Origin of the sequence: Brenneria sp. L3-3C-1, from assembly GCF_016456245.1 — a bacterium.
In the GTDB taxonomy this organism is placed as follows: domain Bacteria; phylum Pseudomonadota; class Gammaproteobacteria; order Enterobacterales; family Enterobacteriaceae; genus Brenneria.
Window position 1 is genome coordinate 67776 of record NZ_JAEMHF010000010.1, and the last position, 20807, is coordinate 88582.

A 20807-nucleotide genomic window follows, 5' to 3' on the forward strand; every position below is an offset into this window, starting at 1 on the left:
CTGATCGCCAATTGGCAACGGGCGGCTTGAAAGAAAAGGAGTGGTCAATTCCGGGGCGCTGCGGAATCGGTGTGAGGCAGTTCGCATTTGACGCACGATTGAATAGGTATTGCCGCAGGAATTCCGTAGATTCGGCGCCTCCACACTGATTCCATTGTGATGGCTCGTGTGGAAGGATCGAAACGGTACGCGTGGAGTGTCCGGTGGCGTGATGTCAAAAAGACACTGTTGCCGAGGCCGTTAGATGCTGCGAATAATGTTTGCATTACCCGGGTGGACGATTATTCCCGTTCAGGGGGCAGGCAAGACGTTCGTCTCGGGGCATCGGGTCTTTTTTCATATCTCCCGCATGTCTTACGCAAGGTTGTTTCGCGGTGGGGGCCGTATTCCGAAAGGAAAGAGGTCGGCTTCAAGGAAAGGGATATTCATGACTCAGGTTTTCGATGTCGAGGCACTGATTGAGCTGCGAAAGCAGACTCGGGCAATTTCCGAACTGCTCCGATCGCAGGCGGCCGACTATCTGTCCACATTGTCCCATCTGGTGCGCCCGCAATCGCTGTTCGGCGAGTACCTGCAGGGCGCTCCGCGCGGCAGTGGCCGCGAGACCCAGCACAATTTCAAGGACTTCAAGACGCTGTATGACCGCGTCGGATCTGCGGCACCGTTCGGCCTGATCAACGAACTGGAAGTGCCGGTCAATCTCCTCAGCACCACGCCAGAGCTCTATCCGCTGGAGTACGACATCGTGCTCGCTCAGAGCCAGCAGCGCATCCGCATCACCAGCCCCTGCCGATGGGTCGTGGGCTTCAACTCCTTCGAGTTGGCGCGCTTTCGCAAGATCGTGAAGGACCCCAATCGCAGCAACGCGGAACTCTACCGCTTCGTGACCCATTACCTGATCCTGTTCTATTGCTTCAGCAAGGCCGGCGGGCTGGGGCGGGTGTTGCAGGGGCTGCGCTTTCCTGTGTCGTTCGAGCGCCTGGAGGATTTCGGCGACCTGCCCTTCTGCGTGATCAGTTCGCCGGTGCGGTCGAGCCTGCCGGACGAAGAAGTGATCCGCAACAGCACCGCGATCTCGGGCAACACCACCTTCGAGGAGCTGCTGGGCCGCGAGAGTATCGAGCAGATGCGCGACGAAATTCGGGAACGTCTTCTGCAGTCCGTCGAAGGGGCGTGACTGCGGCGGCGAGTGTGGATGATTGGAATTCAGTACGAGGAACCAGTAGATGGCGAAGAAGGAAAGTACCCAGCACAAGCTCGATCGCGTTCGGGCTCCCCGCGTACACATCACCTACGACGTGGAAGTGGGCGACGCCCAGGAGAAGAAGGAACTGCCTTTCGTCGTGGGGGTGCTTGGCGATTACTCCGGCAATCCGCTGGAGCCGCTGCCGCGGTTGAAGGATCGCAAGTTCGTGCAGGTGGATCGCGACAACTTCGACAGTGTGCTGAAGGGAACCAAGCCCCGCCTGACCTACCGCGTGGACAACACGTTGGCCAAGGACGACACCCAGCTAGGGGTGGAACTGAACTTCGGCTCCCTCGATGACTTCGAGCCGCAGAACGTGGTCCGGCAGATCGAGCCGCTGCGCAAGCTGCTGGACGTGCGCAACAAGCTGGCCGACCTGCGCAACAAGATGGGCGGCAACGACAAGCTCGAAGAGTTGCTGATGGACGTGCTGCAGAACACCGAGAAGCTGGGCGCCCTGAGCAAGGAGCTCGGCCGCGAGGCGGCCGTGGCGCCCTCGGACGACGGCAAGGCCTGATACAGGAGACGAGGCATGACAAGCAAGCAAACCGCGCCGCAGACTGAAACCGCCAGCGAAGCCGCCGAGACGTTCGCGCCGCAGGCATCGCTGCTCGAAAGCATCATTTCCGAAAGCCGGGTCGCCCGCTCGGAAGTCGAGCGTACGCGCACCCGTGACCTGATCGGGGAACTGGTGGGCCAGGTGCTCGAAGGCGAGGTGACGCCGAGCAAGGATCTGATGGCTGTGCTCGATGCGCGCATCGCCGAAATCGACTCGCTGCTCTCCGAGCAGCTCAACGAGGTGATGCATGCGAGCGAGTTCCAGCAGTTGGAGGCGTGCTGGCGCGGGGTGAAGTATCTGGTGGACCAGAGCGAAACCGGTACCCAATTGAAAATCCAGCTGTTCAATGCCTCGAAGAAGGATCTTGTGCGCGATCTCAAGTCGGCCTCGGAGTTCGACCAGAGCGCGTTGTTCAAGAAGGTCTACGAGGAAGAGTACGGCACTTTCGGCGGTGCGCCGTTCGGGATGTTGGTCGGCGACTACGAGTTCGGCCGCAGTCCGGAGGACATGTATCTGCTCGAAGAGGTCTCGCATGTCGCCGCGGCCGCGCACGCGCCGTTCATTTCGGCGGCTTCGCCGGAGCTGTTCGGCTGGGACTCCTTCACCGACATGTCCGGGCCGCGCGACCTGGCGAAAATCTTCGATACCGTCGAGTACGCCAAGTGGAAGTCGTTCCGCAATTCCGAGGATTCCAGGTACGTCGGGCTGACACTGCCGCATGTGCTGGGACGGCTACCGTACGGGCCGGATACGGCACCGGTGGAAGAGTTCAACTTCGTCGAGAGCGTGGACGGCCGGGATCACAACAAGTATCTGTGGATGAACGCGGCCTATGCGCTGGCGGCGCGCGTGACCGATGCGTTTTCCCGCTATGGCTGGTGCGTGGCGATCCGAGGTGTTGAGGGCGGTGGCCTGGTCGAAGGGTTGCCGACGCATACCTTCCGCACCGACGACGGCGAGGTCGCCTTGAAGTGCCCGACCGAGATCGCGATCACCGACCGCCGCGAGAAGGAGTTGTCCGACCTGGGCTTCATCCCGCTGGTGCATTGCAAGGGCACCGACTATGCCGCCTTCTTCGGCACGCAGTCGACGCAGAAGCAGAAGCAGTACAACACCGACATCGCCAACGCCAATGCGCGCCTGTCGGCACAGCTGCAGTACATCTTCGCGACCTCGCGCATCGCGCACTACATGAAGGCGATCATGCGCGACAAGGTTGGCAGCTTCGCCGATCGCAAGAACGTCGAGGAGTACCTGAACAAGTGGCTGTCCAGCTATGTTCTGCTCGATGATTCGGCCAGCCAGGAGGCCAAAGCCAAGTTTCCGCTGCGTGAGGCGAATGTGGAGGTGGCCGAGGTGCCCGGCAAGCCCGGTGCCTACAAGGCGGTGACGTTCCTGCGCCCGCATTACCAACTCGACGAGCTGACTGCGTCGCTGCGACTGGTTTCCGAGTTGCCGCAACCCACGCGCGGCTGATCCTTGATTTGGCCATGGAGCGGCAATGATGAGTACATCCCATCGGCTGGTGCCTTCCTTGTTGGATCGTCTGCTGGACGATGAGCCCCAGCATTCCGCAGAGCCAGTGGCGCGGCGCTCGTTTTCGCTGGCCGAATACAAGGCCCGCATCGTCCGTGACCTGGAGACTCTGGTGAATACCCGCCAGAGTCTGCTGGCGAAGCATCTGGAGGTGTTTCCGCAGCTGCGCGGCAGCATCCTCGAATACGGCATGCCCGACTTCACCAGCCGTGCCTTGCTCGATCCTGCGGATCGCAGGTTGATCCGGAGCCAGTTGGAGCGGGCCATCAAGGTTGGCGACCGGCGTTTCCGCCATGTCCGGGTAAAGTTGCTCGACCAGCAGCCGGGCCAGCGGATGCTGACGTTCCGCGTGGATTCGGTCTTGCGTCTGCATGACGTATCCCGGCAGGTTTCTTTCGATGCGGTACTCCGGATCAACACTCAGGAATACACAGTGCAGAACCTGAACTGATGCTCGACGATCTGCTGCCTTACTACGAGAAGGAGCTGTCGCATCTGCGTTTCCTGGGGCAGGAGTTCGCGCGGCAGTATCCGAAGATCGCTTCGCGGTTGCTCATCGAGGGTGACAACTGCGAGGATCCGCATGCCGAGCGCCTGATCGAGTCGTTCGCGTTCCTGGCCGCGCGGGTGCACAAGAAGCTCGATGACGAACTTCCGGAGATCGTCGAGGCCTTCCTGGAGATCCTCTATCCGCACTACCTGCGGCCGACCCCCTCGCTGTCGGTCGTCGAGTTCACGATGGGGGATCGTGGCGATGTGACGGGGCGCTTCCAGATCGCCCGCCACACCCAGCTCACGTCGCGCGCCATCGATGGTGTGAATTGCCGCTTCCGAACCTGCTATCCGGTCGATCTGTGGCCGGTGGAGGTGCGCGAGGCCAGCTTCACGGAGCTGGAGCGATCGGCGTTCAACGGCCATGGCGCGGATCTGGTGGCGCAGTTGCGCATCGCGCTGGGCAGCACGGGCGAGGCGAATTTCGGTGCACTCGACATCCAGCGCCTGCGCGTCTTCCTGGATGGCGAGAGCAGCCTGATGCTGCAGCTCTACGAGCTGCTGTTCAACAACCTGGCCAAGTTGACGTTGAGCTATGTCGACGAGGATGGGCGCCGGCGCGAGCTGGGGCTGCCGCCCTCGTCGCTGAAGCCGGTGGGCTTCTCGCCGGACGAAGGGCTGGTGGACTATTCGGAGCGTTCCTTCCTGGGTTACCGGCTGCTGCACGAGTATTTCACCTTCCCGGAGAAATTCATGTTCTTCGACCTGGACGGGATAGGGAGCGCCCTGGCCGGCAAGGACATCACGCAGGTCGAGATTGGTTTCTATTTCTCCGACTACATGCTCAACGAACGTTTGGCGCGGCTGGCGCAGAACATCGGGCGTGGCAACTTCAAGCTGGGCTGTACCCCGATCATCAACCTGTTTCGCCAGCAGGCGGAGCCGATCAAGCTGAGCCATATCCAACACGAGTACCCGGTGGTGCCCGATGTTCGGCAGCAGGGAGCGGCGGAGGTGGTCTCGATCGACCGCGTGCAGCGGGTGCGCAAGGCCGCCCGCCAGGATCAGGTTTCGACATGCCATCCGTTCTTCGAGCCGCGCGGCGATCTGGGGCCCGGTGCCTGCTATTGGTTGGGTCGTCGCAGGCCATCGCAGCGCGCCCAGGATCAGGGCGTGGAAATGGTCATCCGCCTGGTGGACCGGGAGCTGGAGCTGGTGGACACCGGCAGCGATACCCTGAGCATCGCGCTGACCTGCAGCAATCGGGATCTGCCGCAGTACTTGCCGTATGGCGGGGCGCAGGGTGATTTCAGCATCGAACGGGATCATGTGGTGCGGCAGATCCGCTGCCTGCGCAAACCCACCGCAACGGTACGCCCGTCGCTCGGCGGCGGGGCGATCTGGCGATTGATCGCGCATTTGTCGCTCAACCATTTGTCCCTGGTCAGCAACGGGCGCGAGGCGCTGTTGGAGATGCTTGCGCTGTACAACTACCGGGATGCGTCGGCGGTGCGCAAGCAGATCGATGGCATCGTGTCGATCAGCAGCGAACCGCTGGTACGGCGCATCGGGCATCCACGGCCGAACTTCGTCCGGGGGGTGGGAATCACCCTGGAACTGGACGAAAGCCAGTACATCGGCAGCGGCATCTATCTGTTCGGCATGGTTCTGGACCATTTCTTCGGGCTGTATTGCTCGGTCAACAGTTTCACCCAACTCACGCTGCGCAGCCGCCAGCGTGAACAGAGAGTCGTCCAATGGCCCCCCAGAACCGGCACACAGCCCCTGGTCTGATCGATCAGGCACGCGCGGAGCCTTACCGGTTCGAGTTCTTCCAACTGGTGAGACTGCTGCGCCTGCATTACAGCCGCTCGGGACGGATCGACCCGGAGACGCGGCCGCATGAGGATCCTCTTCGCTTCCGCTCTCTGCTGTCGCTGGCGTTTCCCGTCAGCGAGGTGAGCGATTTGCGTTTCGAGCGGGAGGGGCGCGTGTCGCCGACCGGACAGCCGTTGACAGAGGTGCAGGTGACCTTCATGGGACTGGTCGGTCCGTCGGGGGTGCTGCCGCTGCCGTACACGGAGTTGCTGATCAACCGCCATGTGGAGCACCGCGACGATGCTGCGCATGCGTTCTTCGATGTGTTCTCGCACCGGATGACTGCGCTGTTCTATCAGGCCTGGCAGAAGTACAAGTTCCACATCGAGTTCGAGCGCCAGGGGCATTCCGATTTCCAGCGATTCCTGCTCAACCTGGTGGGCTTCGGCTCACAGGCCCGCAAGCGGCAGTTCACGGAGGGGGCATCTTCGCTGCGGGAGGACTTCTTCGCCTATTTCTCGGGCCTGTTGAGCCATCGTCCGCGGAATGCGTTGAACCTGGAGCAGATGCTGGTCTTCTACTTTCACCTTCCGGTGAAGGTTCAGGGGTTTGCCGGCCGCTGGCTGCGCCTGGACCCGCAGGAGCGTACGCGCCTGGGTCGTGGCAATGCCGCACTGGGCAGTACGGCGGTGGTCGGAAACCGGGTCTGGGACTACCAATCGAATCTGCGCATCGCACTCGGTCCGTTGGGGCTGGCGGACTACCGCCGCTTTCAACCCGGGACGGCCGATCACCGCCAACTGCTGGAGATCGTGCGCTTCTACCTGGGGGCGGAGTTCGATTTCGAGATCGAACTGCGTATCCGCCCTGACGAGGTGCCGGCCACCCGGCTGCAGCGGGACGGTGGCGCGGTCCTGGGCCGGATCGGCTGGCTCAAGCGGCCCGACAGACAAGGAGCGCCTGCCAGCGGTGCGCTATTCCGTATTCCTTACGATGGAGTGTCCTCGTGAACTTGAAGTCCCTGTTCACCAAGCTCAACGAAACCTGCCGTGTGGCGACGGAAGGTGCAGCGTCGCTGTGCCTGTCCGAGCGACATTACGAGGTCGATGTCGAGCATGTGCTGCTGCAGTTGCTGGAAGGCGACGATAACGATTTCGGCCCCATCCTGCGCCACTACGAGGTGGTCAGGGAGCGGCTGCAGGCGCAGCTGTCCAATGCGCTGGCCACGTTCAAGACCGGCAATACACGCACCCCCGTGCTGTCTCCGCATATCGCCACCGTGATCGAGCGGGCCTGGGTGCTGGCGTCCATCGAGTACGGGGAGGCGCAGATCCGCAGCGCCTACCTGTTGCAGGCGCTGCTGGACGATCAGGAGCTGAGCCGCATCGTCGCGTCGTCAGCTCGGGAACTGGAGAAGATCAATGCCGACGACCTGCGCCTGAACCTGCAGGCGCTGGTAGAGGGCAGCGGCGAGTCGCGGCAGGCACGCGCAATCGAGCAGTCTCCGGCCGACACGCCAGCGAGGAAGGGTGCAGGCAAGACACCGGCGCTGGATCAGTACACGGTGAACCTGACCCGCAATGCGCTCGAAGGGCGCATCGATCCGGTGCTCGGGCGTGAGGGCGAGGTACGCCAGATGGTGGACATCCTCACCCGGCGCAGACAGAACAACCCCATCCTCACCGGCGAGGCCGGGGTGGGCAAGACGGCAGTGGTTGAGGGGCTGGCGCTGCGCGTCGTCCAGGGCGATGTACCGCCACCGCTCAAGGACGTGGCCATCCATACGCTGGACCTGGGGCTGCTGCAGGCGGGCGCCGGGGTCAAGGGCGAGTTCGAGAGCCGCCTGAAGTCGGTCATCGAGGAGGTCAAGCGCAGTCTCCATCCGATCATTCTGTTCATCGACGAGGCACACACGTTGATCGGCTCCGGCGGACAGGCTGGGCAGAACGATGCCGCCAATCTGCTCAAGCCGGCGCTGGCGCGCGGCGAGCTGCGTACCATCGCGGCGACGACCTGGGCCGAGTACAAGAAGTACTTCGAGAAGGACGCGGCGCTGGCCCGGCGCTTCCAGGTGGTGAAGGTGGATGAGCCGGACGAAGAGAAGGCCATCCACATGCTGCGTGGCCTGCAGGGGAAGATGCAGGATCACCACCGGGTGGCGGTGCTCGACGATGCGGTGGTGCAGGCGGTGCGGCTGTCGCATCGCTACATCAGCGGGCGGCAGTTGCCGGACAAGGCGGTCAGTGTGCTCGACACGGCCTGCGCGCGCGTGGCCCTGGCACAGTCGGCCCAGCCGGGGGCGATCGAGGATTGCCGGCGACGGATCGATAATCTCCAGGCGGAAATTGCCGTGCTGGAGAAGGAGCGCGCCCATGGCGGCGATCACGAGCGGCGCCTGAAGGCGCTGCGCGACGAACTGGTCAATTCCGAGCGCGAGCGTGCGCAGTTGGCCGAGCAATGGAATCGTGAACTGGAACTGGTCAAGCGCATCCATGAGGCGGGCGAGCGGATCACGCAGGGAGATGGCGGTGATGAGGGCGGTCGCGAGTTGGCCGCATTGCGTGCCGAGCTGGCAGCGGTGCAAGGCGAGCAGCCGCTGGTCCATGCGCTGGTGGACGGCACCACGATCGGCGAAGTGATTTCCGGCTGGACCGGCATTCCACTGGGCAGGATGCTGCGCGACGAGATCGAAACAGTACAGCGTCTGCCGGAGCTGCTGGCCGAGCGCGTCATCGGGCAGGATCATGCGCTGGCGGAGATCGGCAAGCGCATCAAGATTTCGCGTGCGCGCATGGAAGATCCCAACAAGCCGGTCGGGGTTTTCCTGCTGCTCGGCCCCAGCGGCGTGGGCAAGACCGAGACGGCGCTGGCGTTGGCCGACATCCTCTACGGCGGCGAGCGCAATGTCATCACCATCAACATGTCGGAGTACCAGGAAGCACATACCGTCTCCAGCCTGAAGGGCTCGCCGCCAGGCTACGTCGGTTATGGCGAGGGCGGCGTGCTGACCGAGGCAGTACGCCGCAAGCCCTACAGCGTGGTGTTGCTCGACGAGGTGGAGAAGGCCCATCCGGACGTGCTGGAGCTGTTCTTCCAGGTGTTCGACAAGGGGGTGATGGATGACGGCGAAGGACGCGAGATCAACTTCCGAAACTGCGTGATCATCCTGACTTCCAACGTCGGGACTGAGCGGATCATGCAGCTCTGCGACAAAGTCGGAGAGCGGCCAGCAGCGGCTGAGATCGTCGAGGATCTGCGCGACCAGTTGAACCATGTGTTCAAGCCGGCGTTCCTGGGGCGGTTGAACATCGTGCCCTATTACCCGGTGCGCGACGCGGTGCTGGAGCGGATCGTCGGGCTCAAGCTCGAACGCATTCGCAAGCGCTTCGAGCGCAACCACCAGGCCAACCTGGACTTCGATGCCAAGCTAATTCCAGAGATTGCGAGGCGCTGCACGGAAGTCGACAGCGGGGCACGCAATATTGACAACATCCTCTCGGGTTCGCTGATGCCGGAACTGGCCGAACGTGTACTGGAGCGGATGGGACAGGGCAAACCGATTCAGGCATTGAGCGTGAAGCTCGGGAAGACAAGCGATTTTGAATATCGCATCCGCTGAATACATGGAAATAAGGAGATTTTGATGAGTCAGTGTTATGTCGCAGGTGATTTCAAGAAATATTTTGACGAGAACATGGGGGCGCTGGGGCTGCCAGTTCCTTCCACGATGTTCGATAGCTATCAAACAGCGATCGGAACGGCTTCTACACTCGTTGGCACTGTTGCAACCTTGGGCAAGGGCGCCACGGTCGGCGAGCTGATTGGCGCCACAGTCGGCTTGGAGAAGCTGGCCGTCGCGGCATCGCTCAGCGCCGCCGCCTACACGGGGGCGGCGATCGGGAGTATCGCCGTCGCGAGCGGCCGTTCGCTGTCGTGTGGAACCAGCATCGCCGACTTCCTCGTTTTCACTCGCCAGACCAATCTGCACTTCAAGGGTGCGGAAAGATTCTACGCCCGCAATCCACAGGTGCTGGATGGTAGCTATCCGTTCCGGAGCAGCTTCGGTGCGAAGGCCAGAAAATCACCCCGTCTTTTCGAGTACGCATGATGTTGAAAAATATTCTTTTCCTGGCGGCGTGTGTCGCCATCGTCGCCGCGGCATGGGGGCTGTTCTATGTCCTGGGGAACTATGCGTTTCTGGTCATGCTGGTCATTACGGTCGCGGCGCTGATTGCCAAGGTCGGAAAGCCGAAGTTCGGCACAAAGAAATAGAAGTTTGCCGCCCGCTGTGTGCGGGCGCAAAAACGTAAGGCTTTGCTGCGCAGGGGAGTATGTGGGATGGAGCGTTTGGCCGGCTGGTCTTGCAATGGAGCGCGACGCATTCGTGTTGTGCTGGGGCTTCTGATCCTGAGTCTGGGGGTTGCCGGATGCGGTGTCAGCGATCGGCTCGGCAAGCGAGTGGAAGGCACCTGGATTGGCGACATCCTGTTCAGTCACACCGACCGGGTGAAGCTGAGTTTCGAGGGGGCCGACTACCTGAACCCGGACGAGCGCGACAGGTCGCTGTCGGTGGTGGTGCGGATCTATCAGCTCAATTCGCTGGACAGGTTCCGCAGTGCCGGCTCGGATCAACTGTGGGACGACGCTGCTCGGGCACTGGCTGGCACCCTGCTGGATACGCAGGAGATCACACTGGTGCCCGGCAAGACCAAGGAAGAAACACGGCCGATGGCGGTGGCTGCCCGCTACGTCGCGGTGGCGGCATTCTTCCGTAATGAGCGTGGCGCGCGCTGGAAAGTGGCGTTGCCGGCCGACGATATGCGCAAGGATGGCGTGCTGTTCTCCACCGACGGCGGCCGACTGCTGCTGGAGGGCAACACCGTGGTGGTGGTGCGCGGACGCGACAGTCTGCACCCGCTGCGCGCCCAGGCGACGCCGGGTGTGGTGGAGGACGAGCGGCGCTGGAATCCTTTGCTGGAAAGAACGGGCTCGGTGGTGCGTGACAGCGCCGAGGACGCGGCCGGCAATGCGGTGAGGAACCGAGTCGGTTCCGCGGTAGAAGGCGTGGTGCAATGAGCAGACGCAGCCGGGTGATGTGGTCGGAGGGCATGTTCCTGCTCCCCCAGCACTTCCAGTATCAGGACGAGTATCACCAGCATCAGTTGGCGCAAACGGTTCAGCGCTCCACGCCGTTCCACTGGGGTATTGAGCAGTTGGAGGTGGACGAGGATGCGCTGGCTGGCGGGACGCTAAGCCTCAAGCGGCTCAAGCTGGTGTTTCCCGACGGCACGCTCTACGACGCCCCCCAGCAGGATGCACTGCCGGCGGTGCGCGATCTTCGGGAGCGGGCGCGCGAGGGCGAGTTGAAGGTCTACGCGGCGTTGCGCCATGGCGAGCCCTATGGGGTGAACTACGTGGACGACGGGGATGAGGGCAAGGCGCCAAAGCGATTTCGAAAACGCTTCGAGGTGCTGCCGGATCTCAACGAGGGGGATCTGGAGAACGAGATCACCAGCCTTGGCTTGAACGTGGTTCTGCTGATCGAGGGCGATAGCCTGGATGGCTACAGCTACTGCCCGTTGTTGCAACTGACGCGCAACAGCGCGGGCGGTTTCGGGCTGGCTTCCGCCTTCATCTCTCCGTGTCTGTACCTGGGGGCCAGCGATCAATTGCTCAGCTTGGCCCGACGGTTGCTGGGCGTGCTGCAGGCCAAGAGCGATGCGCTGTCCTCGCGGCGCCGCGAGCGGGCCAACTTGATCGCGGAGTTCGGCTCCAGCGACGTGACTCTGTTCTGGTTGCTGAACACGATCAACCGGGCCTATCCGCAGTTGGCGCACCTACTGCAGCATCCGCGTCTGCATCCCGAGCGGCTCTATCTGTTCCTGGCCGAGCTGGCAGGTGGGCTGTTGACCTTCTCGCTGGACGCCGGTTTGGCGGACATCCCCGAGTACGACCACGATGATCCGGCGGCTTCGATGCAGCGCCTGGACATCCTGTTGCGCGAGTTGCTGGACAACGTGGTGCCCAACCAGTACGTGCCGATCACGCTGGAGCAGAGCAAGACGTCCTACTACATCGGCCGCCTGCACGACGCGCGTTTGACTTCGGCAGATTTCTACATCTCGGTGCACGCCGACATGCCGGGAGCGAAGCTGCTGGAGCTGGTGCCGCGGGCATTCAAGGTGGGATCGCCGGAAGACATCGAGGTGGTCGTCAACACGGCCATGCCCGGTGCCAGCCTGGTGCATACCACCCGCTTGCCCAGCGCGATCCCGGTACGCCTGGACAACCACTATTTCGCGATCGAACCGCGCGGGGAGGTCTTCGAGCGAATGATGCGGGCCCAGGCCGTCGCTTTCTACGTGCCCAGTGCATTCACCAACCTCAAGCTTGAACTGATGGCGGTGCTCAAATGACCGATGCAGTACTCAATGGCGCGCCTATGGCGGCGGCGTCCGGACAAAAACCGACGCTGAAGGATCTGGTCAGGGACTTCCTGTCGATGGCGCTGCTGATCCGGGAGGGTCGGCAGGCACGCAGCGTGGAGGCGTTTCTGGAGAGCGTGGATGGATTCTTCGCCGACCTGGAGCGGGAGGCACGCAATGCCCGCTACAGCGCGGAGCAGGTCAGGGATGTCCAGTACGCCTTGTGCGCCTTTCTCGACGAGAGCGTGCTCAAGGCAGGCAACAGCAACATTCGCGGTCATGTCGAACTGCATCCGCTGCAGTTCAAGTACTTCGGGGTCCATCTGGCTGGCGAAGGCTTCTTCGAGAAGCTTGAGGCGTTGCGTGCCGACGTGAGGGCCAATCTGGAGGTGCTGGAGGTCTATCACCTGTGCCTGGCGCTGGGTTTCGAGGGCAAGTACAGCCTGGGGCAACAAGACCAATTGCGTTATGTGGCCAACACGCTGGGGCAGGAGATCGCGCGGCTGCGGCCGCAGCCGCGCGATCTGGCGCCGGACTGGGCGCTGCCTGATCAGGTGTCGCAGATGATCCGCTACGAGATCCCGCTTTGGGTTTACGTGGTGCTGATCGCGCTGGTGTGCGGGGTGGTCTATCTGGTGCTGGACTGGTCGCTGGGTATCCAGGTCGAGGCCTTGGCCGAGCAGATCGGCCGGCTGTTCGGGGCATAGGAATCGGGACGGGTCAGGAAGACATGAAAGTATTACTGCGAGTTCTGAAAGGGTTCTGGTTCCTGTTGGCGGCCTTCTGGCTTGCCGCCATGCTGGCGTGCTGGTTCCTGCTGCCGCACTGGGTGCCGCAGCAGGACGGCGTATGGGTCGCCATGGCGCTGGTCACTGCGTTCTGCCTGTTGTTGATCGTGCTGCGCCAGTACCGGCGCATCCGTGCCGAGCACAACATCGAGAACCTCGTCCAGTTGGAGATGGACCGTTCCGTGGGTGCCCAGAGCGAGTTCCGCGATCAGCAGGTCCTGCGAGAGCGTCTGCGCCATGCCATCGCGCTGTTGCGCACGGCCCGCGCGGCCAGTGGCGGGGGAAGCTCCGCGCTGTACGACCTGCCCTGGTACCTGGTGCTGGGCATGTCGGCGTCCGGCAAAACGTCGCTGCTCACCCGGTCAGGCCTGTCGGCCACCGTGGCCGGAGGGAAAACCGGCCTGGAAGATGGCGGGACACAACACTGCGACTGGTATTTCAGCCCCGAGGCGGTGCTGATCGATACCGCTGGCCGTTACCTGATGGACGATCAGTCCGCCGGCGAATTCACGGATTTCCTCAGACTCCTGCGGCGACAGCGGCGCAAGCCTGCGATCAACGGCTTGGTGCTGGTCGTGAGCCTGCCAGAGCTGGTACAGGATTCGCCCGAGGAACGGCAGCGCTTGGCCGAAAGGCTGGTCACGCGAATCGAGGAATATACGGCGTGCCTGGGCGTCAACCCGCCGATCTATCTGGTCTTGAGCAAGGCCGACCTGTTGCCAGGATTCGAGCCGGCCTTCGGGAGCCTGGATGCTGCTGCCCGCCAGCAGCCGCTCGGCATCACGTTCGCGCTTTCCGAGTTGCATCAGGGCGGCGCGCGCAAGGCGCTGGAGGCCAAATTCCTACAGCTGCTGGCGAGCCTGGGCCGGCACGTCGACGGGCAGTTGCTCGGGCAAGGCGGGCGAGCCGACGGGCGGATGCTCAATTTCCCGGGTTACATCGGCGAGCTGTCGGGGGTGCTGGGCGGTTTCCTCGAACATTTCGAGCAGGCCGCACAGGGGCGTGCGACGCCAGTCCTGCGCGGGCTGTACTTCACCAGCGCGCTACAGGCCGGGCATGGATTGCCGCCCCTGCTGGACGAGGCCACTGGCGAGCGTTTCTCGCTGCAGCCGGCTCCGTTGGAGGGCGAGGCGGCGGAAGCCGAACGCAGGGGCGACCGCAGCTACTTCATCACCGATACCTTCCGCCGGGTGATCTTCCCGGATCGCGACCTGAGCCTCTACTACTCGCGCCAGGGCCGTCGCAAGTCGCTGGCTCCGGCCCTGACAGTGGCCGCTTTGCTGGCGGGGGTGGCCCTGCTGGCCTGGGAGGGAACTTCGTTCTACAACAATCGCCTCTGGCTTGCCGACACCTCCGCGCGCTTGCACACGATCGGGGATCGGGGCCAAGCCGGAGGCGAAGCCCTGGAATTCCTACGCGAACGGCTGGCCGAGCTGGAGACGCATCGGCGCGATGGCGTTCCCTTGGGGCTGGCGGCGGGGCTTTATAGCGGCGGCGATCTGCGTCCGGCCCTGCGCGATGCCTACCGGCATCAACTGCAGGTACAGGTCCTGGAGCCAATCGGCCGCGATCTGCAGCTACGCCTGCGTGCACTGAATGATTTTACCCAGGAAGTGCTGCAGCCAGAGCCTGAAGGTACGGCTGCGCAGGGTGCGGCCCCGCAGCGGTCGGCGCGTGAAGCGGCCCGGCAAGGGGTCAGCGCCGCAGGTAGTCAGTTGGCCCGAGGCACATTGCCAAGAGGGCTTTCAGATGTGAGTGGGCGTGCGCGCGGCGTCGCCCAAGATGTCGCGACGCAGGGGCGCCAAGGGGCAATCGGCGCGCTGCGCGAACAGTTGCGAGAGGCTTCGGCAAGTGAGGAAACAGTACGCGGGACAGGTCTGGCGCTTTCCGACGAGGTGCTTGCGCGGTTGGACGAACACCAACTGGCGTCCCTGATCGAGGCTTACAACGCGCTCAAGCTGTACTTGGTCTTAAGCCAGCCAGAAGCGCATCCCGAGGACGAGTTCGTTGCCGATGCCCTGCCCACAGCCTGGCTGCAAGCAGTGTCAGGCGACGCATTATCGGTCGAGCCGGAACGCGTGCGTGAGCACGTCGCGCTCTACCTGGACGATCTGCGCAATGGGGAAGCAAGGGCGTTGCGGCGCAATGAACAGTTGGTCGAGCAGGCGCGCAACAGCCTGAAGTCCTTCATGATCGCCAGCTCGCTGGTGGAGCGCGAATACCTGCGCCTGCAGTTGGAAGCAAGCCGCCAGTTTCCCTCTCTGACGCTGGGCGATCTGGTGCCGCTGCCGGGACGCCAGCAGCTCTATTCCGGCGAAGCGATCCCGGCGCTGTATACCCGCCAAGGGTGGGAGCAGTTCCTGAGACCCGAGTTGATCAAGCTGCTGTCCACTGAGCTGCAGGACGAGACGGACTGGGTGCTCGATGGCGAAGGCGGTTCCGGAGTGGTGCGCAAGGCCGGCTTCATGCGCGAGTTCATGGCGCGCTACAAGAGCGACTACGCCGAGGCGTGGTATCGCTTTCTGGCGGGCACCGGCGTACGTAGCACCAGCGATCTGGAAAGCGTCACGCGCCAGTTGACCCTGTTCAGCGATGTGCAGCAGTCGCCGCTCAAGACCCTGCTGGCGGGGGTCAACGAGAATACCCGCTGGGATGTGCCCGAGCACCGATCGGACAACAGTACTGCAGCACGGGCCGAGGATGGGTTCTGGCAGCGTGTCAGAGGCGTTTTCGGCAGCGATGGTGCGCAGGTGGCCGAAGAGCTGGTGGCAGCATTGCCGCGGGTCGACGATGCAAGCCTGGCAGGCCGATTCGAGGCAGTCTCCCGGTTGTTCGCAGCCGAGAACGCGGAAGGCCTCGACAGCACCATCATGGATCGGTACCTGGCTGGCCTGCGCGGACTGAAAGTGCGCCTGAACAATATCCAGCGCTCGCAGGATGTCGGCAAGAGCAGCAAGGCCCTGATCAGCGAGACGCTGGAAGGGGCGCCTTCCGAGATCGGCAATGTGCGCAACTACGTCGAAACCAGCGTCGATACCAGCCAGGATGCGCTGTCGCGCGCCTTGCGCGGGCTATTCATCGCCCCTGTGCAGTCTGCCTGGAACAGCCTGCGTGGTCCGGCCGGTCAACAGATCGCCATCGCTTGGGACAAGCAGATCGCCGCGCCCTGGCAGCGGACCCTGGGCCATCGCTATCCCATGGTGGCGGACAGCGGAAACGAGGCATCGGTGAAGGATCTGCAGCGTTTCGTCGATCCGCACAGCGGTTTGCTGCCGACGTTCAAGCGCAATGAGATCGGCAACCTGGCCGGTGGCGAGGGGCTGGGTGTGGGCAGTACGCCTTCGGGGGCGCCGTTGGTGAATCCACGCATGCTCTCCAGCATCGACCGAGCCAGTTCGCTGGGCGAGGTGATCGCCAGCCTGTCCGACCGCGACAACGGTTTCGAGGTGATGCTTGAGCCTGCCGCCGGGGTCACCGACATCGTATTCACGCTGGATGGGCAGGTATCCCACTACCGCAATGGCCGTAGCGGCTGGAGCCGCTTCGTCTGGCCGGGAGAGAGCGCGACGCCGGGTGCACGCCTGGAGGTGGTGACCGTCGTAGGCGAGCGTCGGACTGTCTTCGACTATCCCGGGCGGTGGGGGCTGCTGAAGATGAGTGATAGCGCCGCGCGCGTGTCCGATCTGGACGAAGTGCAGCAGCGTTTCAGTTGGCCGGTCGGCGGCGGGCAGGTCAGCCTGCTGGTGCGCAACTTCGGGGGCGTGAAGCTCACGGATCTGGCCAACGTGAAGAGCCTCGGCGAGTTGGCGAAGCAATGACGAGGTTGGCGAAAGGTATGCCCACCGGGAGAGGCAAGGCTCGATGATTGGGTGTTTCGGCAAGCTCCCCGCGGATGCGGACTTCGTGAGTCTGCATGGCGCGGTGGAGGAGGTGCGCGAGTTCGATGCCTGGCTGCAGGCCGCGATCGGGGGGCTACAGCACGAGGAGGATTGGCGCGAGCGCTTTGACCGTTTGCCGCTGAGTTTCTACTGTTATCGCGCGCGTACCGGAAACTGGCTGTTCGCGGGACTGGTCAGCTCGCGCGATGCGAGCGGCCGACGCTATCCGTTCATGGTGTTCCAGTGCGTGCACAGGGGGCTTGTCGAGGGATTCGTCAGCCCGCACACGTTGTTCGAGACGTTCGCTGGGCAACTCGCTCCGATGCTCAACCAGGCTCGCAGCGGTGCCGATGCAGGTGCGTTGATCGAGCGCATTGCGGCGCTGCGTCCCTGGGGCGAACAGGACCTGCATCTCTACCGACGCGTGCACGACAAGTTCCTGCAGGATTTCAACCTGCTCGACATCGCCAGCGCCTTGCAGCACGCCTATCCGGAGTTCGTGTCGCGGGCATCGCTGCATCGGCTGGCGGGGCTTGCTCAGCAGTTGCGGGCAGGCGTGAAGCCGGTGGCGAGACTTCCGTTGCCTGCCGAGCGCGGGCTGAAACGCCCGGTGGCGGATCTGTGGTGTACCTGGCTTGCCTCGCTCGTGCCAGCGTCCACGATTCCGGAAGTGAGCGTGCTGGTGGACGATTTCATGCGCCCATCGCTTCTATGCCTTTCGCGTTCCAGCGACGCCGCCTACCGCGTGCTGGCTGGATGCGACAGAAAAAGGGAGTGCTACGACCTGCTGGGGTCATTCGATGTGTTCGACGAGCAGCGGCGGGAGTTGGCGTTTCCTGATGCCGATCTGCCCCTGGGTGATTTCATCGAACGTTTTTCTCTGTCCCTGACTGCGGCGTCCCTGCCATGAAGAAGATCAAGTATTACTTCCTGAAGCATCAACCCTACGTTCTTGGCGTCGTTTTCTTTCTGGCGATGTTTCTGGTCTGGGGGCTAGGGGTGTGGCTGGGGTTTACTTCGCTGTATAGCCTGCTGGCCGGGATGCTGGTGTTCCTGCTCGCATCGGCGGTGTACGTGCTGTTCCTGTATCGCGGAGCAGCCCACCATCCCGATCTCGAGGCCTTGCTGCGCGAGGATGCCGACCAGGCGGTGCTCAATGCGAGTCCACAGGACCGTGAGGAGGTCGGCCTGCTGCGCGAGCGCCTGCTGCAGAGCGTCGAGCGCTTGCGCAGCAGCCAGGCCCGCAAGGGGCGCCGCTCCAGCGATGCGCTCTATGCCCTGCCCTGGTATCTGGTGATTGGCCAGCCGGCGGCGGGCAAGAGCACCATGCTCTATCAGTCCGGCCTGAATTTCCCCTATGCCGACCGGGAAGGCGTGCGGGTCGCCGGACTGGGCGGCACGCGAAATTGCGACTGGTTCTTCAGCTCCGAAGCCGTGCTGCTCGATACCGCCGGGCGCTACATGCAAAGCCAGGAGGAAGCGGACAAGTGGCGGGCCTTCCTGTCGCTGCTGCGCAAGTATCGGCCGCGCCGGCCCTTGAATGGCCTGATCGTCGCGGTCAGCGTTCAGGACATTCTGGCGGCCGATGCGCAGGAGCGAGAGCGGCTCGCCAAGCGACTGCGCGAGCGAATCCAGGAGGTCCACGACCTGCTGGAGTTGCGCTTGCCGATCTACCTGGTGTTCACCAAGTGCGACCTGGTTCCCGGCTTCACGGACTTCTACCGTCGTCTGGACGCCGGAACCCGTGGCGAGGTGATGGGAACGACGTTCGCGCACGAAGGTTTCGCCCGTTCCGATTGGGGGCAACGTTTCGCCCAGGCACTGGACGAGCTGCTGGCCCATTGGCAAGCGGTGGCGGACCGGCAACTGGTGGATCAGGATATCCAACTGACCCGATGCGATGCGTCGGCCTACCGATTTCCCTTGGAACTGACCGCGCTGGGTTCGGTGCTTCGGGCGTTTGTTGAGGCTTTGCTTCGCGCCAACCCCTACCAGAGTGCGGAACTTCTCAGGGGCGTCTACTTCACCAGTGCACTCGATGGTGCCGAGGCATCCGTGAGTGAGCATGCCCGCCATGTGTCGCAGCGGTTCTCGCTGGCAGCGGAGCCCGGTGCCCAGGCAGGAACGGCGCAAGCGCAATCGTTGTTCATCAACGGGCTGTTCCAGAAGGTCATCGTGCCGGACCAGCATCTGGTCGCGCTGTACACCGGCACGCGCCGCGAAGGCCGGCGCAAGGCGGCCTGGGCCTCGACGGCGGCAGCCGTTGGCCTGGTGCTCTGCTCTCTGTGGGGGTGGTCGTACTGGAACAACCGTTCGCAGTTGCAGGCACTCAACGCGGAACTGGCCGAGGCCGTGCAGCAGGATGCAGAGGCTCCGGGGCAGTACGCCCAGTGGCATAGCCTCGATGCCTTGCAACGCTGGGCGCAACACTATTACGCCGCGCATCGGGAAGAAGGCGTCCCGCTGCGTCTGAAGCTGGGGCTGTACCAGGGACGAGAGGTCGAGCCACTGCTGCGCGCACGCTACTTCTCGCATCTGGAGACGGTGATGCTCAAGCCGACCGGGGAGAACCTGACGCGCTCGCTCTACCTGCTGACCGGTATCGAGGTCTACCAGCGCAATGCCCGTGAGTTGGCGCCGGTGACCGGCGTCGACAGCGTCGAGCCAGGCGCGCTGCCTACCGACAACCGCGCCGAGTCGGTGGCGAACTTCGGCAAGGCCACCCTGCAGACGTACTTGATGCTGTCACGTTCGCATCGGGAGAAGGCCGATCCGGCGTTCCTCAAGTCGCGCTTGCCCAACTACTGGTATCCGGACATCGCCGCACGCCTGGGAACGGACCATGCCGCAGCTCAGGCCGCTGGTGGTGCGTCGGAGCAGCAGTATCAGTCTGCCGGACGGCAGGTCGTCTTCTACAGCGACCAGATCCGCGAGCCGGACGCGCCCAGGATCACGGACAACGCCTTCCTGGTGTCCAGTTCGCGCAACTACATCGACAGCCTCCTGTCGCAATCGCTGCGTTCCATCGAGACGATCACGCTGGAGTCGGACACGCTGTTTGCCTTCGGGCGGGCGGATTTCCAGAGCCTGCAGGCCGGCGGTCAGCGACAGCTCAACGCCATCGCCGGCAAGCTGCTGAGCACGCCTGACGTCGGACGAATCCTGATCACCGGACATGCAGACCAGTTGGGCGACCCGCAGGGGAATCTCCGGGTATCGCGCCAGCGTGCGGAAACGATCCGCACCTACCTCGTGGGCAAGGGCGTACCTGCCGAGATCATCGAGGCAACTGGCGAGGGTAGCGGGAAGCCGCTTGTGCAATGCGAGGCAAGCCTGCCCCGTGCACAGCTGATCCAGTGCCTGGAGCCCAACAGGCGGGTGGAAATCGAAGTCCGGGCGCTCAACTGAGCGGCTGGCAGAGGATGCTCCTTGCTGGGATGCCGGCAGGGGCTATATGAGCTCGGTGACCGAATCACCGGTGTTCGAAACAGGGCGACGGTTCACATGAACCGATGGAAGCCCGGCAATGTATGGAGAAATGAAAAATGGCATTCGATGCTTTCCTGAAAATAGACGGTATTCCGGGTGAATCTCTGGATGAGAAGCACAAGGACTGGATCGAAGTACTGGGGTACAACTACGGTGCGTCCCAGGCCACTTCGGCAACTGCCAGTTCCTCCGGTGGCGCTTCTTCCGAGCGCGTCAACCTGACCGATCTCACCGTTCGCAAGTTCGTCGACAAGTCCTCGCCCAAGCTGTTCGAGGCTGTCGCCAAAGGCCAGCACATCAAGGAGATCGTGCTGAACATCAATCGTGCGGGGGGCGGTGAAAAGGTCACCTACTTCACCATCACATTGGAAGAAGTCGTGGTGTCCTCCCTCGACCATACGGGCGCTTCCGACGGCGACGGCGACCTGCCGGTCGAGGTGGTGACCTTCAACTTCGCTCGTATCAAGACGACCTACACCCAGCAGAAACGCGCCGATGGCGCGGGCAGCGGCAATGTCGCTGGCGGCTGGGATCGCACGCTCAACAAGGTCTTTTCCTGATACGCACGTTGTCCTT

At 63.2% G+C, this 20807-nt stretch carries 16 protein-coding genes; all 16 read left to right on the forward strand.

The window, feature by feature from the left end:
• Positions 1–427: 427 nt before the first annotated feature.
• Entirely contained in the window at positions 428–1177 is a 750-nt protein-coding gene (locus tag JG725_RS16860) for a hypothetical protein (protein WP_199378927.1), read from the forward strand.
• 49 nt (positions 1178–1226) lie between these two features.
• Complete coding sequence (gene tssB, locus JG725_RS16865) at positions 1227–1763, forward strand: type VI secretion system contractile sheath small subunit (protein ID WP_199378928.1); 537 nt, start codon at positions 1227–1229, stop codon at positions 1761–1763.
• A 15-nt stretch (positions 1764–1778) separates the two neighbouring features.
• Positions 1779–3281, forward strand: a complete 1503-nt coding sequence (gene tssC / locus JG725_RS16870) for a type VI secretion system contractile sheath large subunit (protein WP_199378930.1) — start codon at positions 1779–1781, stop codon at positions 3279–3281.
• Positions 3282–3306: 25 nt separating this feature from the next.
• The gene (gene tssE, locus JG725_RS16875) at positions 3307–3792 is read left to right on the forward strand and encodes a type VI secretion system baseplate subunit TssE (RefSeq protein ID WP_199378932.1); all 486 of its coding nucleotides are present in this window, start codon (positions 3307–3309) and stop codon (positions 3790–3792) included.
• A complete protein-coding gene (tssF, locus tag JG725_RS16880; RefSeq protein ID WP_199378934.1) occupies positions 3792–5627 on the forward strand; it encodes a type VI secretion system baseplate subunit TssF in 1836 nt (611 codons plus the stop codon). Before tssE ends, tssF begins: the two co-directional genes overlap by 1 nt.
• Complete coding sequence (gene tssG, locus JG725_RS16885; protein ID WP_199378936.1) at positions 5591–6661, forward strand: type VI secretion system baseplate subunit TssG; 1071 nt, start codon at positions 5591–5593, stop codon at positions 6659–6661. Before tssF ends, tssG begins: the two co-directional genes overlap by 37 nt.
• Positions 6658–9270: a type VI secretion system ATPase TssH gene (tssH, locus tag JG725_RS16890; protein ID WP_330529053.1), complete on the forward strand. Its 2613-nt coding sequence runs from the start codon at positions 6658–6660 to the stop codon at positions 9268–9270. Before tssG ends, tssH begins: the two co-directional genes overlap by 4 nt.
• Before the next feature lie 24 nt (positions 9271–9294).
• A complete protein-coding gene (locus tag JG725_RS16895; RefSeq protein ID WP_033951041.1) occupies positions 9295–9759 on the forward strand; it encodes a hypothetical protein in 465 nt (154 codons plus the stop codon).
• A complete protein-coding gene (locus tag JG725_RS16900) occupies positions 9756–9923 on the forward strand; it encodes a hypothetical protein (RefSeq protein WP_153574941.1) in 168 nt (55 codons plus the stop codon). Before JG725_RS16895 ends, JG725_RS16900 begins: the two co-directional genes overlap by 4 nt.
• Before the next feature lie 66 nt (positions 9924–9989).
• A complete protein-coding gene (gene tssJ, locus JG725_RS16905; RefSeq protein WP_199378938.1) occupies positions 9990–10727 on the forward strand; it encodes a type VI secretion system lipoprotein TssJ in 738 nt (245 codons plus the stop codon).
• A complete protein-coding gene (tssK, locus tag JG725_RS16910; protein ID WP_199378940.1) occupies positions 10724–12067 on the forward strand; it encodes a type VI secretion system baseplate subunit TssK in 1344 nt (447 codons plus the stop codon). Before tssJ ends, tssK begins: the two co-directional genes overlap by 4 nt.
• Positions 12064–12783 (forward strand): type IVB secretion system protein IcmH/DotU, encoded by a 720-nt coding sequence (gene icmH / locus JG725_RS16915; protein WP_199378942.1) that lies wholly within the window; start codon positions 12064–12066, stop codon positions 12781–12783. Before tssK ends, icmH begins: the two co-directional genes overlap by 4 nt.
• Positions 12784–12806: 23 nt before the next feature.
• Positions 12807–16682 (forward strand): type VI secretion protein IcmF/TssM N-terminal domain-containing protein, encoded by a 3876-nt coding sequence (locus JG725_RS16920; protein ID WP_199378944.1) that lies wholly within the window; start codon positions 12807–12809, stop codon positions 16680–16682.
• 43 nt (positions 16683–16725) lie between these two features.
• On the forward strand, positions 16726–17652 hold the full coding sequence (tagF, locus tag JG725_RS16925; protein WP_199378946.1) for a type VI secretion system-associated protein TagF: 927 nt from the start codon (positions 16726–16728) through the stop codon (positions 17650–17652).
• Positions 17649–20150, forward strand: a complete 2502-nt coding sequence (gene tssM / locus JG725_RS16930) for a type VI secretion system membrane subunit TssM (RefSeq protein WP_199378948.1) — start codon at positions 17649–17651, stop codon at positions 20148–20150. Before tagF ends, tssM begins: the two co-directional genes overlap by 4 nt.
• A gap of 137 nt (positions 20151–20287) precedes the next feature.
• The gene (locus JG725_RS16935; protein WP_199378950.1) at positions 20288–20791 is read left to right on the forward strand and encodes a type VI secretion system tube protein Hcp; all 504 of its coding nucleotides are present in this window, start codon (positions 20288–20290) and stop codon (positions 20789–20791) included.
• The last annotated feature ends 16 nt before the right edge of the window (positions 20792–20807 follow it).

Excerpts from the sequence above, each read along its gene's own strand:
- tssM (WP_199378948.1), top strand. The coding sequence starts at position 17,649 with ATGAAGAAGATCAAGTATTACTTCCTGAAGCATCAACCCTACGTTCTT.
- JG725_RS16920 (WP_199378944.1), top strand. The coding sequence starts at position 12,807 with ATGAAAGTATTACTGCGAGTTCTGAAAGGGTTCTGGTTCCTGTTGGCG.
- tssJ (WP_199378938.1), top strand. The coding sequence starts at position 9,990 with ATGGAGCGTTTGGCCGGCTGGTCTTGCAATGGAGCGCGACGCATTCGT.
- tssB (WP_199378928.1), top strand. The coding sequence starts at position 1,227 with ATGGCGAAGAAGGAAAGTACCCAGCACAAGCTCGATCGCGTTCGGGCT.
- tssC (WP_199378930.1), top strand. The coding sequence starts at position 1,779 with ATGACAAGCAAGCAAACCGCGCCGCAGACTGAAACCGCCAGCGAAGCC.
- tagF (WP_199378946.1), top strand. The coding sequence starts at position 16,726 with ATGATTGGGTGTTTCGGCAAGCTCCCCGCGGATGCGGACTTCGTGAGT.
- tssK (WP_199378940.1), top strand. The coding sequence starts at position 10,724 with ATGAGCAGACGCAGCCGGGTGATGTGGTCGGAGGGCATGTTCCTGCTC.
- icmH (WP_199378942.1), top strand. The coding sequence starts at position 12,064 with ATGACCGATGCAGTACTCAATGGCGCGCCTATGGCGGCGGCGTCCGGA.
- tssE (WP_199378932.1), top strand. The coding sequence starts at position 3,307 with ATGATGAGTACATCCCATCGGCTGGTGCCTTCCTTGTTGGATCGTCTG.
- JG725_RS16860 (WP_199378927.1), top strand. The coding sequence starts at position 428 with ATGACTCAGGTTTTCGATGTCGAGGCACTGATTGAGCTGCGAAAGCAG.
- tssF (WP_199378934.1), top strand. The coding sequence starts at position 3,792 with ATGCTCGACGATCTGCTGCCTTACTACGAGAAGGAGCTGTCGCATCTG.
- JG725_RS16895 (WP_033951041.1), top strand. The coding sequence starts at position 9,295 with ATGAGTCAGTGTTATGTCGCAGGTGATTTCAAGAAATATTTTGACGAG.
- JG725_RS16935 (WP_199378950.1), top strand. The coding sequence starts at position 20,288 with ATGGCATTCGATGCTTTCCTGAAAATAGACGGTATTCCGGGTGAATCT.
- JG725_RS16900 (WP_153574941.1), top strand. The coding sequence starts at position 9,756 with ATGATGTTGAAAAATATTCTTTTCCTGGCGGCGTGTGTCGCCATCGTC.
- tssG (WP_199378936.1), top strand. The coding sequence starts at position 5,591 with ATGGCCCCCCAGAACCGGCACACAGCCCCTGGTCTGATCGATCAGGCA.